Annotated in this window: 10 protein-coding genes; 6 read left to right on the top strand and 4 right to left on the bottom strand. The window is 68.5% G+C overall.

All coding sequences use genetic code 11. The features are described from left to right. Positions 1–77 precede the first annotated feature (77 nt). The 5 genes from ELQ90_RS07340 to ndk all read left to right on the top strand — a co-directional run bounded on the left by ELQ90_RS07340 (position 78) and on the right by ndk (position 6,426). Complete coding sequence (locus ELQ90_RS07340) at positions 78–773, top strand: TetR/AcrR family transcriptional regulator (protein ID WP_128494603.1); 696 nt, start codon at positions 78–80, stop codon at positions 771–773. Positions 774–940: 167 nt separating this feature from the next. Then, on the top strand, positions 941–4,285 hold the full coding sequence (gene ileS / locus ELQ90_RS07335) for an isoleucine--tRNA ligase (RefSeq protein ID WP_128494602.1): 3,345 nt from the start codon (positions 941–943) through the stop codon (positions 4,283–4,285). Then, on the top strand, positions 4,282–5,619 hold the full coding sequence (locus ELQ90_RS07330; protein ID WP_128494601.1) for a bifunctional folylpolyglutamate synthase/dihydrofolate synthase: 1,338 nt from the start codon (positions 4,282–4,284) through the stop codon (positions 5,617–5,619). Before ileS ends, ELQ90_RS07330 begins: the two co-directional genes overlap by 4 nt. Beyond that, complete coding sequence (locus ELQ90_RS07325; protein WP_243696053.1) at positions 5,616–5,996, top strand: DUF4233 domain-containing protein; 381 nt, start codon at positions 5,616–5,618, stop codon at positions 5,994–5,996. The genes ELQ90_RS07330 and ELQ90_RS07325 overlap by 4 nt, the downstream gene beginning before the upstream one ends. Positions 5,997–6,006: 10 nt before the next feature. Further along, a complete protein-coding gene (gene ndk / locus ELQ90_RS07320) occupies positions 6,007–6,426 on the top strand; it encodes a nucleoside-diphosphate kinase (protein WP_128494599.1) in 420 nt (139 codons plus the stop codon). 125 nt (positions 6,427–6,551) lie between these two features. On the opposite strand, the gene ELQ90_RS07315 is transcribed toward ndk, so the two are convergent. The 4 genes from ELQ90_RS07315 to ELQ90_RS07305 all read right to left on the bottom strand — a co-directional run bounded on the left by ELQ90_RS07315 (position 6,552) and on the right by ELQ90_RS07305 (position 9,971). Next, entirely contained in the window at positions 6,552–7,922 is a 1,371-nt protein-coding gene (locus ELQ90_RS07315) for an HNH endonuclease signature motif containing protein (RefSeq protein ID WP_166408885.1), read from the bottom strand. 65 nt (positions 7,923–7,987) lie between these two features. Further along, positions 7,988–8,518: a hypothetical protein gene (locus ELQ90_RS16565; RefSeq protein ID WP_166408882.1), complete on the bottom strand. Its 531-nt coding sequence runs from the start codon at positions 8,516–8,518 to the stop codon at positions 7,988–7,990. A gap of 245 nt (positions 8,519–8,763) precedes the next feature. Then, on the bottom strand, positions 8,764–9,312 hold the full coding sequence (locus tag ELQ90_RS07310) for a hypothetical protein (protein ID WP_128494597.1): 549 nt from the start codon (positions 9,310–9,312) through the stop codon (positions 8,764–8,766). A 59-nt stretch (positions 9,313–9,371) separates the two neighbouring features. Further along, complete coding sequence (locus ELQ90_RS07305) at positions 9,372–9,971, bottom strand: vitamin K epoxide reductase family protein (protein ID WP_128494596.1); 600 nt, start codon at positions 9,969–9,971, stop codon at positions 9,372–9,374. A gap of 299 nt (positions 9,972–10,270) precedes the next feature. Here ELQ90_RS07305 and ELQ90_RS07300 point away from each other — a divergent pair, with 299 nt between their 5' ends. After that, a complete protein-coding gene (locus tag ELQ90_RS07300; RefSeq protein WP_128494595.1) occupies positions 10,271–12,871 on the top strand; it encodes an Rne/Rng family ribonuclease in 2,601 nt (866 codons plus the stop codon). The last annotated feature ends 18 nt before the right edge of the window (positions 12,872–12,889 follow it).

Raw genomic sequence — 12,889 nt, 5'->3', positions numbered from 1 at the left:
TAATGTACTGAGTACGGAAATAGCGTAGTACAGCTTTCGGCGACGGGTGCACGGGTCTCGACCGGCAGAATGGCGGCATGAGTCCCGAGAACCCCCGCGTCGGCCGACCGCGTCGATCGTCGCCGGTCATGCTCGAGGAGGCGGCGGCCGAACTCTTCCTCGAGCAGGGATACGACCGCACGACGATCGATCAGATCTCCGCTCGAGCCGGAGTCGCCCGGACGACATTCTTCAACTACTTCACGACCAAAGGCGACGTGCTGTGGGTCGAGCTCGATGCGGCCATCCCGCGACTGCGTTCCGCACTCGAGGACGCTCCGGAAGACGAGGGGTCCTTCGCGGCCGTCGAAGCGGCGTTGCGGACCGCGGCCGCCGACATCCCCGCTTCCCGCGTGCCGTGGGCGGTCGCTCACCGAGCGCTCATGGGAACGGGGTCCGAGCTCGCCTCCTCCGGCCTGGCCCGACTGCTCGCGGTGGTCGACATCGTCGAGCGGTTCCTCGCGCGCCGGGAACCCGACGCTCGGCGGGAGGACGTCCGGGCAGCGGCCGCCGCGATCGCCGGGGGAGCGATGGCCGGCGCAGGGTCCTGGATCGAGGCGGGGACCTCCCGCGGCTCCCTCGCCGACGCGCTCTCGGCCGCCGTCGGACCCGTCCTCGACGGTTGGCGACGACGACTGCGCGCACCGGCGATCGGCGCGGTAGACTGGCCGGACGAGCATCGATCCGGCATCACCGGGGAGCTTCCGGAAGAACAGGTCGAACGACCTCAGTAGAACCGGACGGGGCAGGCCCGTCACAGCCGTTGGAGAGAGGCCCGGCCGTCCAACCGGACGGAGTCGGAACGACGATCGCGAGACGTCGCCCGCGCTCGGGCAAGCAGGGTGGTACCGCGTCGGAGTCCCGGCGTCCTTGCGGAACGAGATCGATCCGCAGGAGAACGATGACCTACCCCCGATCCTCCTCCCATGAGAGCCCCGACCAGGCCGACTCGTCGTCGACGCCCGGCGCGGCCTTCGGCGTGACCCCCAACCCGGCGTTTCCCGACGTCGAGAAGGCCGTCCTCGCATTCTGGAAGGCCGACGGAACCTTCGAGGAGTCGATCCGACGGCGCGAGGGTGCTCCCGAGTGGGTCTTCTACGACGGCCCTCCCTTCGCCAACGGGCTCCCGCACTACGGTCACCTCCTCACGGGGTACGCCAAGGACCTCTTCCCGCGCTACCAGACGATGCGCGGCAAGCAAGTGCACCGTCGCTTCGGATGGGACACGCATGGTCTCCCTGCCGAACTCGAGGCCATGCGCCAGCTCGGCATCACGACGAAGGACGAGATCGAGGAGATGGGCATCGGGGCCTTCAACGCGAAGGCTCGCGACTCCGTGCTCGCGTACACACAGGAGTGGCAGGACTACGTCACGCGCCAGGCGCGCTGGGTCGACTTCGAGAACGACTACAAGACTCTCGACATCACGTTCATGGAGAGCGTCCTCTGGGCCTTCAAACAGCTGTACGACAAGGGACTCGCCTACGAGGGCTATCGCGTCCTGCCCTACTGCTGGAACGACGAGACGCCGCTGTCGAACCACGAGCTCCGCATGGACGACGACGTCTACACGATGCGCCAGGACCAGTCGGTGACCGTCACGTTCCCCTTCGTCGGCGAGCGGGCCGAAGCGCTCGGGCTGACCGCCGTGAACGCCCTCGCGTGGACGACGACGCCCTGGACCCTTCCCACCAACATGGCACTCGCGGTCGGTCCCGCGATCGAGTACGCCGTGCTTCCCGCCGGACCGAACGGCGCGGCCGACGGCAGCGAGGGCGGCGCGGCGCGCTACCTGCTCGCGCACGACACGGTCGGCGCGTACGCGAAGGATCTCGGCTACGAGAGCGCCGACGAGGCCCTCGCCGCCGTCGAACGCACCATCACGGGCGCCGAGCTCGGCGGAGTCCACTACGGCCGGCTCTGGGACTACTACGCGGACACCGAGGCCTTCGGCACCGAGAACGCGTGGCAGGTGCTCGTGGCCGAGTACGTGGCCACCGGCGAGGGCACCGGCATCGTCCACCAGGCTCCGGCATACGGCGAGGACGATCAGGTCGTGTGCGCAGCGGCCGGCATCCCCGTCATCCTGTCGCTCGACGACGCGGGACGCTTCCTCCCGACCGTCCCCGACGTGGCGGGGCAGCGCTGGTTCGACGCGAACAAGCCGCTCACGCAGTCGCTCCGCGCGGCAGGCCGGCTCCTGCAGGTGAAGAGCTACGAGCACAGCTACCCGCACTGCTGGCGCTGCCGCAACCCGCTCATCTACAAGGCCGTCTCGAGCTGGTTCATCCGTGTCACGGAGATCAAGGACCGCATGGTCGAGCTCAACGAGCAGATCAACTGGGTGCCGGACAACGTCAAGGACGGTCAGTTCGGCAAGTGGCTCGAGAACGCACGCGACTGGTCCGTCTCGCGGAACCGCTACTGGGGATCGCCGATCCCCGTGTGGAAGAGCGACGACCCGGCCCATCCCCGCGTCGACGTCTACGGTTCGCTCGACGAGATCGAGCGCGACTTCGGCGTGCGGCCGGACGACCTGCACCGCCCCTTCATCGACGAGTTGACGAGGCCGAACCCCGACGACCCCACAGGGCGGAGCACGATGCGCCGCATCGAGGACGTCTTCGACGTGTGGTTCGACTCCGGGTCGATGCCCTACGCCCAGGTGCACTACCCGTTCGAGAACCAGGAGTGGTTCGACTCGCACAACCCGTCCGACTTCATCGTCGAGTACATCGGTCAGACGCGCGGCTGGTTCTACGTCATGCATGTGCTCGCCACGGCTCTGTTCGACCGGCCCGCGTTCTCGAACGTCATCAGCCACGGCATCGTGCTCGGCAGCGACGGTCAGAAGATGTCGAAGAGCCTCCGCAACTATCCGGACGTCTCGGAGGTCTTCGACCGCGACGGCGCCGACGCCATGCGGTGGTTCCTGATGTCGAGCTCCGTCATCCGCGGCGGCAACCTCGTCGTCACGGAGGAGGGCATCCGCGAGGGCGTCCGCCAGTTCATCCTGCCGATGTGGAACTCGTGGTACTTCTTCGCGCTCTACGCCAACTCGGCGCGTCCCGGCGGCTACGAGGCGACGTGGCGGACCGACTCGACCGACGTGCTCGACCGCTACATCCTCGCGAAGCTCAGAACGGTAGCGGACGAGGTCACGCGTCACCTCGACGCACTCGACTCGCCGCTCGCGGCGAACGCCCTCCGGGATTTCGCCGACGTGCTGACGAACTGGTACGTACGGCGGTCGCGCGACCGCTTCTGGGAGGGCACCGACGAATCGGGAGACGCCGGTTCCGACGCGTTCGACACGCTCTACACGGTGCTCGAGGTCCTGACGCGCCTCGCGGCACCGCTCCTTCCGCTCACGACGGAACGCGTCTGGAAGGACCTCACGGGCGGACGGAGCATCCACCTGGAGGACTGGCCGGACGTCGACGCGCTTCCGCAGGACGACGCCCTCGTCGCCGCGATGGACTCGATCCGCGTCATCACGGGTTCCGTCCTGTCGCTGCGCAAGAAGGAGGGTCTTCGTGTGCGGCTGCCGCTCGCGGAGCTCACCGTCGTGACGCGCGATGCCGAGGGGCTTTCGCCGTTCGAGGGGATCCTGCGGGACGAGTTGAACGTCAAGACCGTGTCGGTCGTCGAGATGGACGCGTCGAGCGCCGAGCGCTTCGGGGTCACGTCGCGACTCACCGTCAACGCGCGTGCCGCCGGCCCCCGGCTCGGCAAGCGCGTGCAGGAGGCGATCCGGGCGGCGAAGAGCGGGGACTGGAGCGATACCACCGGCGTCGTCACCGCCGGTGGTATCGAGCTCGAGCCCCACGAGTACGACCTCGTGCTCGAGGCGTCGTCTGGGGCCGAGGGATCGGCCGTCGCCGTGCTTCCGACGGGCGGCTTCGTCCTGCTCGACACGCGGCTCACGCCCGAGCTCGAAGCCGAGGGACTCTCGCGCGACATGATCCGCGCCGTGCAGGACACACGCAAGGCTGCGGACTTCGACGTGAGCGACCGCATCCGACTCCACCTCGTCTTCGCCGACCGTGAGGACGAGGCCGCCGTCGAGCGGTGGACGGACGAGATCGCCCGTGAGACCCTCGCGTCGGAACTCATCGCCGGGTGGGATCAGAACGTGGCGGTTCCGGACGATGCCGAGCACGTGGCCGTCGTGGCCGCCGGTCGGTATGCGAACCTCGGGACGACGACCATCGCCGTGAGCCGCGTGGAGAGGAGCGAACGATGACCGAGGACGCCGAGGCCGTCTACCAGGCTTTGCTCGGGCGCATCGGCGAGGGTGCTCCGCGCCGCCGGCTCGAACCCACGCGTCGTGTGCTCGAGCTGCTCGGTGACCCGCAGCGATCGTTCCCGATCATCCAGATCGCGGGGACGAACGGGAAGACGAGCACGAGTCGCATCACCGAGAGCATTCTGCGTTCGTTCGGGCTGCGGACCGGACTCTTCACGAGCCCGCACTTCGTCTCGTTCACGGAGCGCATCGCGATCGACGGCGAGCCCATCGCCGACGAGGCGATCGCGGCGAACTGGGACGACATCCTGCCGTATGTCGAGATGGTCGACGCCGAGCTCGAGGAGGCGGGGGAGAAGCGGCTGACGTTCTTCGAAGCTCTGACGGTGCTCGCCTTCGCGTCCTTCGCCGACGCTCCCGTCGACGTCGCCGTCATCGAGGTCGGTATGGGCGGGGAGTGGGACTCGACGAACGCCGCAGATGCGGCCATCGCCGTCTTCACCCCCATCGGCATGGACCACGCGGCCCAGCTCGGCAACACGGTTCGCGAGATCGCCCGGACGAAGGCCGGGATCGTCAAGCCGGGTTCCGTCGTGGTCACGGCTCCGCAGGCGCCGGAGGCGCTCGAGGAGATCGAGCGGGCGGCCGGGCTGAGCGAGTCGACCCTCGTGCGCTCGGGCTCCGAGTTCGAGCTCGTCGACGACCGCGTCGCCGTCGGCGGTCAACTCATCACGGTGCGCGGGCGAGCCGGAACCTACGACGAGCTGTACCTGCCGCTCTACGGCGACCACCAGGGCGTCAACGCCTCGGTCGCGATCGCCGCGGTCGAGAGTTTCATCGGGGGAGGCGCGGTGGCCCTGGCTGCCGAGCCACTCGGTGACGGTGTCGGAACGGCGACGTCGCCCGGTCGCCTGCAACTCATCGGCACGGATCCGACGATCCTCGTCGACGCCGCCCACAACCCGCACGGCGCGCAGTCGCTCGTCGCGGCTCTCGGGCGCTACTTCGACGCGGAGGAGATCGCCTTCGTCATCGGCGTCCTCGCGGACAAGGACGCCGCGGGGATCCTCGCGACGCTCTCGCCGATCGCCGCTCGCTTCCACCTCACGCAGCCCGAATCGGACCGGTCCATCCCGTGGGAGGACCTGACGAGCATCGCGCGCGCGGTCGGCGGCGTCGAGGCCGAGGGCTACGAGCGCATGGAGGACGCGCTCGAGGACGCCAGGACGTGGGCGGCGGCGGGCGAGAAGCGCATCGTCGTCGTCACCGGTTCGATCGTCCTCGGGGGAGAGGCCGCCGCGTTCGCCGACGACCAGGGGTGGAAGCCGTGAGCGCTGTGCGCTCCGGCGGGCGGCCCCGCTCCGTCCGCGGGTCGCTGCTCTCGATCGTCCTCGGCTTCGAGATCATCGTGGTCTTTCTCGGCGCCCTCGTCGCGTTCGGTCTCGACGCTCTCGAGCCGACGACGGCATTCGTGGGCGGAGGCGTGCTCGTCCTCGTCATGATCGTCACGCTCGGGCTCGTCCGATTCCCGATCGGGGCCGTCATCGGCACGGTCGTCCAAGCCGCTATCGTTGCTACCGGCTTCCTCGTCCCGATCATGTTCTTCATCGGGGGGACGTTCGCCGCGGTGTGGGTGTACTGCCTCGTCGTCGGCACCGGCATCGACCGGAGGAATGCGGCCGCGACAGACACCAGCACGGAAATCTGAGGAGAAACCCATGGACGTCGAAGAAACCCTCGTTCTCGTCAAGCCCGACGGCGTCGCCCGAAACCTGACGGGCGAGATCCTGCGCCGGATCGAGGCGAAGGGGTACTCCCTCGTCGATGTCCGCATGATCGAGCCCGACCGCGCGCTTCTCGCAGCGCACTACGCGGAGCACGAGGGCAAGCCCTTCTACGAGCCGCTCGTCGAGTTCATGCTCTCGGGACCTGTCGTGGCCTTCCGGGTCGCCGGCAACCGCGTCATCGAGGGCTTCCGCGCTCTCGCCGGCACGACGGACCCGACGACCGCGGCTCCCGGCACCATCCGCGGCGACTTCGGCCGCGACTGGGGCCTCGCGGTGCAGCAGAACCTCGTCCACGGCTCCGACAGCCCCGAGTCGGCCGCGCGAGAGCTGGCGCTCTGGTTCGCCGCCTGAGTGGACCCTCGTATTGTCGGCGAACGGCCCGGATCCTTGTGATCCGGGCCGTTCGTGTTCTCGACGGGCGACCACGCCTGGCATCGCTCGCTCTCCGAGGGCGTCGTCGTGCTGCGGAATCGGCGTCAGCCGGTGCGCGGAAGTGGTCGGCGTGTTCGCGCCGGAGCCGTCGGTGTCCATTCGGGGTGGCCGGGGCCGCGAACGTGGGGGACGCCGTCCGGCATGGACAATCGCCACGGCCCAGAATCGATGCGTTCATGGTGTCCCCAGCAGAGGAGGACGCCGTTGTCCGTGTGGGTGGTGCCGCCGTTCCTCCATGGGATGACGTGGTGCACCTCGCACCAGCCGGCGGGCGTCGTGCAGCCGGGGATGACGCAGCCTCCGTCGCGAGCGACGATGGCGCGGCGTTGCGATGCGGTGAAACAGCGTTGGGCTGATCCGAGCGACAGGATCCGACCGGCCGCGTTGAGCGTGACCTTCTGGAGCCCTCGCGAGTCGATGAGGCGCTCGATGGTGTCGACCGAGACGGGAGTCGCTTGTCCATCGATGTAGCCGACGCCGTTCTCCGATTCGAGAGCCTCGGCCGTCACGGTGACGGTGATGGCGGGGGAGGAGCCGGCGAGTTCGGGGGCGTCCTTGACGCGCACCGCCGCGCTGAGCACGTCCGCCAGGACGTCGTGTCGGCGCTGCTCCGGGGTGCGGTCGTCCGGGGGGACGTGCGCGGCGTCGTCGGCATCGATGTCCGGGAAGGCGACGCGTCGCGAGTGCGCATCGAGGAGGCGCTTCAGCGTTGCTCCGACCTCGCACGTCAGCAGGCCGCTCACCGGAATGAGGCCGTCCTCCGTCTCTCGTCCGAGGTTCACCTTGCGCTGCCGACGTGCCCGGACCTCGGCCGGCCGCGCACCGTCGGGATCGATGGCGAGGATGAACGCCTTGACCTGATCGCGTACGAGTTCGACGCGGAGCGGCGGAGCCGTCTGAGAACCCGAGGCGAGTTCGACGAGACTCTGTTCCGCCGCGTGGAGGGCGACCGGATCGACACGGCGCGCGACGGCGTCCAGCTCGCGGACGAGGATGTCGGCGGCCTCGATGCCGGTGCGGCCCTCCACTACGGCTTTGGCGATCTCCGGGTAACGCGGGGAGGTCGGCGCGCCGCTGAGCGAGACGCCGTCGGAGACAGCTCCGCCGACCCGGATGCGACGAGCGGCCTCGAACTCGGAGACGCTCGTGAGTTGAGCGACCGCGTGCTTCGCGGAGGCGTAACCGGCGGCGCCTATGGAGTCGACCGGTGATGCGATGCGATTCTCGGCTTCGGCGGCGTGCGTGACGCGCGACGCGTCGACCAGGCGCCCGAGCTGCTCGACCCGGGGAAGACGCGCGAGATAGTGGGCCGCCGAGAGATGTGCCGGGGCTGCCGTCGCGACGAGCGACGACAGCAGCCCGATGGCCCTCTCGATCACCTCGTCGGCGCCTGCGTTCTCTGCCCCATGGGACAAGTGAACACCCGACCACTGACATTCCCTCGGTACCTTTCGGGGGAGCGGCTCATACCGTCCAGGGGTCAGCAACCGGGCCCTGTCGGGTCCTCCATGCAGTCCCCGTCGACGAGCACCGTCTTCGCTGTTCCGACGTATCCGTCCACCGTCGTCGTCGCGGCAACCGTTCCCGCCACGTGGATCCATTCGCCGCCCTCGACGCTGACCTCGACCGCGTATGCCACGCTCAGCGCGACGGTCGTGGGACCGCGGTCCTCGAAGACGTGTGACGTGTTCGTCGCGGTGAAACGCGGCACGCCGAGGTCCTCCCAGGTCGAACCCGCCGTCGAGAACGTGTCGCTCGAGCCGTCGCCCCAGTCCCACGAGTACGAGGACGGGCTGAATCGCACGGATACGGGGCGCTCGAGCAGAGTGCCATCGTGCACGTTCGTGGTCGACACCGCCACGAAGTTCGCCGGCAGCCCACGAAGGAAGAATCCGTCCGGTTCCATCACGATCGACGGCGCCGTCGGCGCGAAACTCGCGAGATCACTCAGCGTGATGGCCGGTCGGGTCGGCCCGCCACACAGGCCCGGGTCCTGGCATGTGCCGAGCATGTCGGTGATCTCCCGAGGGTCTCGAGGTGATGGGTCATCGTCCCTGGTAGTCGGTTCGCGCTTATCCCCTCCGTGCTCGTTCGTCGGCACGGGGTCGGGCGCGCCGGAAGACGACCGTGCCCCGACGTCCACTGAACTCGGCCCCATTCCTGCCGTAACACAACGGCCATCACCCCAGTCGATACCGCAGTCCGCACTAGCCGATGCAGCAGGCGAGGACACGGCGAGAAGGCCTATCACCAAGGTCACGAGCAATAGTCGGTTTCGTTCCATTGCTCCACCTTCGTTACGACCAGTTCTGATTGCGAAGCGGCCCCGGGCTCGAAAAAGACGATCATCGGAATCCGCGTGCGCGCGCGCTTCGTTGTCGAAGGGTTTCCGTGTTCATCAATGAGTTGCGTCTTGGAGACATCGCGGCAGACAACGAGTGCCAACTCTCCGAAGCCTCCCCACTGAGTTGGGTCGACAAGTTTCTCGCTATCGAAGGTCGATACGCCGACCGTTCGAGTTCTCCGATCTGAGTTCTTTTCCGCCTCGCGAAGCTCATTCAGGAATCCTGATGTCGCGACCGGGGCGAAATCATCGGCGACCGCCGTTCCGCTGTAATAGCCGTCGAGGACGCTGTTGAATCGGGTGAACGCCTCCGTCGCATCGTTGATGGAAGGCGTTGACACCGTGCTGGTAGTGGCAGGTGAAGAGGGTGGCATGCCGTTGACCGCACAACCGCTCGCCAGCAGTGCGAAGCTGAATAGCGCGAGCGCCGTCCACCGTCTCCTACGTCGTGATTCCCCCACGGCAGCCACCGTAGGCGACCGGGCTTTTTCCGGGCGCCGCTCTCCACAGGGCATAGGGCTCAGAAGCTCGCGAGCACGTCCAGACGCAACTGCGCCATGACGGCGATCACGACGAAGCACAGCACGGTCGCGAGCGGGACCCAGCGGAGCATCGTGCGACCGAAACGCCGGCCCGCGGCGCCGAGGGGGATCGCTCCCTCCATGAGGACGTATGCGGTGACGGCGAGGAAGCCCGGGATGGTGACGGACCACGTCACCATGCACCACGGGCAGAGCGTGCCGAGCACGAAGATGCTCTGAGAGATCAGCCAGACCACGAAGGCTGCCGCTCCGACGAACCCGAGCCAGAACAGCACCCAGAACCAACGCGCGAAACGTGCCCCGGCGAGGAGGGCGACACCCACGACGATCGGAGCGATCCATGCCGCGAGTCCGATGAGGGGGTTCGGGAACCCGAGGACCGCGCCCTGTGGAGAATCGAGGTTCGCCGAGCACTGCACGAGCCGGCTGAAGTCGCAGCCGGCGGCCTGACCGGGGTTCTGGAGCGCGTCGAACTTCTCGACCGTGAGCGAGAATGCCGCCCACCAGCCGATGAGTCCGGCGACGATGAGCAGCACGGCGATGGCGACCGGTCGTCGCCCCTGTGAGGTCGGGATCACGGGTCGATTATGTCACCGCAGGCCGAGTGCTCCCGGTGCCGATCATGCGAAAGAGCGGGTCCGTGCGATAATGGCCAGCAGACGAGTTCGGCCCCGCGCGTCGGACATCGTCGTCACGGTTTTTCAGGCAGTTGCCTGAAGTAGTCGGTCACGAAGGCCGACGGTGCGCGACCAGAGTGAGCGAGAGAGCCACCCGGGTCGCCATGGACACAGGATTCGCTCGTGACCGCCTCGGCGGCACGAGCAGGGAAGATTCCCGGGACGGGGCGCGGCCCACCCGGACGAGGAGTGCACCAGCGATGGTGGAAGACAACGAACAGTCAGCCGGCGCAGCCGGAAACGGGGCGGAAACGTCCGACGCGAGCACGCGCGAGGCGGCCGGGGCCCAGCCTCGACGGGACGAGGCGGCGACTGCCGCGGACGTCACCGTCGACGAGGCCGCCGAGCCCACCGACGCCGACATCAGCGCCGCCCCCGACGAGACGGCGCCGGACGTGGACGACTCGGAGGCGGAAGCGACAGCGGAGTCGGATGCTCCGGCTCTCGTATCCGGCGAGGCGGACTCCGCGGGCGGCGATGATCCGTTCGCGGGCGTCGCGATGAGCACCACGACGCTCATCTTCCACGCTCCGACGATCGCTCCGCTGCCGCCGCGTCAGCGCGACGAGCGCATGGACGACGAGGACGACGACGAGCAGGACGAGGACGAGCGCGGGTCGAGCATGCGCCGCCGCTCACGTCGCCGACGCGGTGACGAGGGCGGACGCGGGAGCGACCAGCCGTCGTCGCGCGGCCGCCAGCAGCGCGAGCCGGAGCTCATCACCGAGCCGCAGCGCGTCAAGGGATCCACACGGCTCGAGGCGAAGAAGCAGCGCCGTCGCGACGGTCGCGACGCCGGTCGCCGCCGCGCCGTGGTCACCGAGGCCGAGTTCCTCGCACGTCGTGAGTCCGTCGACCGAGCGATGGTCGTCCGCTCGAAGGACGGCCGCATCCAGATCGGCGTCCTCGAGGACGGCGTCCTCGTCGAGCACTACGTCGCGCGCAACCAGGAGGCTTCCCTCATCGGGAACGTCTACCTCGGTCGTGTGCAGAACGTGCTCCCGAGCATGGAGGCGGCCTTCGTCGACATCGGGCGTGGCCGCAACGCCGTGCTGTACTCCGGCGAGGTCGACTGGGACGCCGCCGCCGAGAACTCGAGCGAAGGCAAGAACCAGCCCCGGCGCATCGAGCTCGCGCTCAAGCCCGGCGACAAGGTCCTCGTGCAGGTCACGAAGGACCCCGTGGGACACAAAGGCGCCCGGCTCACGAGCCAGGTCTCCCTGCCCGGTCGTTACCTCGTGTACGTGCCGAACGGCTCGATGAACGGAATCTCTCGGAAGCTCCCCGACACCGAGCGGGCCCGCCTCAAGCGCATCCTCAAGGAAGTGCTGCCCGAGAGCTCCGGCGTCATCGTGCGCACCGCGGCCGAGGGCGCGACGGAGGAGCAGCTCACGGTCGACGTGAACCGTCTCACCTCGCAGTGGGCGGAGATCAGCCACTACGCCGAATCCGCTCAAGCGCCGGCGCTGCTCCACTCGGAACCCGACCTCCTCATCAAGATCGTGCGCGACGTCTTCAACGAGGACTTCCAGCGCCTCGTCATCTCCGGGCAGGACGCGCTCCAGACCATCGAGTCCTATGTGCGGCAGGTCGCGCCGGACCTCGTCGACCGCATCGAGCGCTACGAGGGCCAGCGGGACGTCTTCGACGAGTTCCGCGTCAGCGAGCAGATCGAGAAGGCGCTCGAGCGCAAAGTGTGGCTCCCGTCCGGCGGCTCGCTCGTGATCGACCGCACCGAGGCCATGACGGTCGTCGACGTCAACACGGGGAAGTTCGTCGGATCGGGCGGCAACCTCGAGGAGACCGTCACGAAGAACAACCTCGAGGCCGCGGAGGAGATCGTCCGGCAGCTGCGCCTTCGCGACATCGGCGGGATCATCGTCGTCGACTTCATCGACATGGTGCTCGAGACCAACCGGGACCTCGTCCTCCGTCGGCTCGTCGAGTGCTTGAGCCGCGACCGGACGAAGCACCAGGTCGCCGAGGTCACCTCGCTCGGGCTCGTCCAAATGACGAGGAAGAAGCTCGGCCTCGGGCTGCTCGAGTCGTTCAGCGAACCGTGTGAGACGTGCGCCGGTCGTGGCGTCATCGTGCACCACGAGCCCGTCGCGAAGGGCGGTCGACCGCAGCACGTCGCCGGTTCGACCGCGGGTGGCTCCGAACGTCGTCGCAAGGGCGGTCAGAACGGCCAGTCGACGCCGCAACCGCCGGCACCGAAGGCCGCGCCGCACGCCATCACGGACGACGCGAAGAACGCGCTCGCCCAGATCGCCGCGAGCACCATCCACCACACGACCTCGGCGGAGTCCGATGGCGAGCACGTGCACATCACGGAGACCCTCGAGACCGTCGAGACGCTCTCGTCGGTCGTCGACGCGTCGCTCGTGGCGTCGGGCGACGACGCGGAGACCGAGTCCGCTCCGGAGTCTCCCGTCGACGAGCCGACGACCGCTACGGAATCCGTCGAAGCCGCCCCCGTCGTGGCGCAGCGACCGGAGCGCAGCCGCGAGGGGCGCAAGGGACGCCGCGGCGGCCGTGCGTCGAGCGAGAGCGTCCTCGGGCCGATCGAGAGTCGTGAGCCGACGGAGTCGCCGCTCGCGATCCTCGACATCCCCATCGCGCCGACCGGCGCCAGCGGGAGCCAGAAGGTCGACAAGCGTGCGGCCGAGGACCTCCTCGGCTCCGTGCTCGACGCGCTGCCGGAACCGAAGCGTCCCGGTCAAGGGCGCGGCCGGAGCCGCCGCGTCACGACGGCAGCCCTCACCGGGACGCCGATCTCGCACGACGACTCGACGTCCTGACGCCGGACATCTCGGGAC

Origin of the sequence: Labedella phragmitis (assembly GCF_004078635.1) — a bacterium.
Lineage (GTDB): Bacteria > Actinomycetota > Actinomycetes > Actinomycetales > Microbacteriaceae > Labedella > Labedella phragmitis.
Note: the sequence above shows the minus strand (reverse complement) of the source record. Positions and strands in the feature narration are given on the sequence as shown.

Bases quoted from the DNA above. Each gene is read 5' to 3' on its own strand.
- ELQ90_RS07340 (WP_128494603.1), top strand. From the start codon at position 78: ATGAGTCCCGAGAACCCCCGCGTCGGCCGACCGCGTCGATCGTCGCCG.
- ileS (WP_128494602.1), top strand. From the start codon at position 941: ATGACCTACCCCCGATCCTCCTCCCATGAGAGCCCCGACCAGGCCGAC.
- ELQ90_RS07330 (WP_128494601.1), top strand. From the start codon at position 4,282: ATGACCGAGGACGCCGAGGCCGTCTACCAGGCTTTGCTCGGGCGCATC.
- ndk (WP_128494599.1), top strand. From the start codon at position 6,007: ATGGACGTCGAAGAAACCCTCGTTCTCGTCAAGCCCGACGGCGTCGCC.
- ELQ90_RS16565 (WP_166408882.1), bottom strand. From the start codon at position 8,518: ATGCTCGGCACATGCCAGGACCCGGGCCTGTGTGGCGGGCCGACCCGA.
- ELQ90_RS07300 (WP_128494595.1), top strand. From the start codon at position 10,271: ATGGTGGAAGACAACGAACAGTCAGCCGGCGCAGCCGGAAACGGGGCG.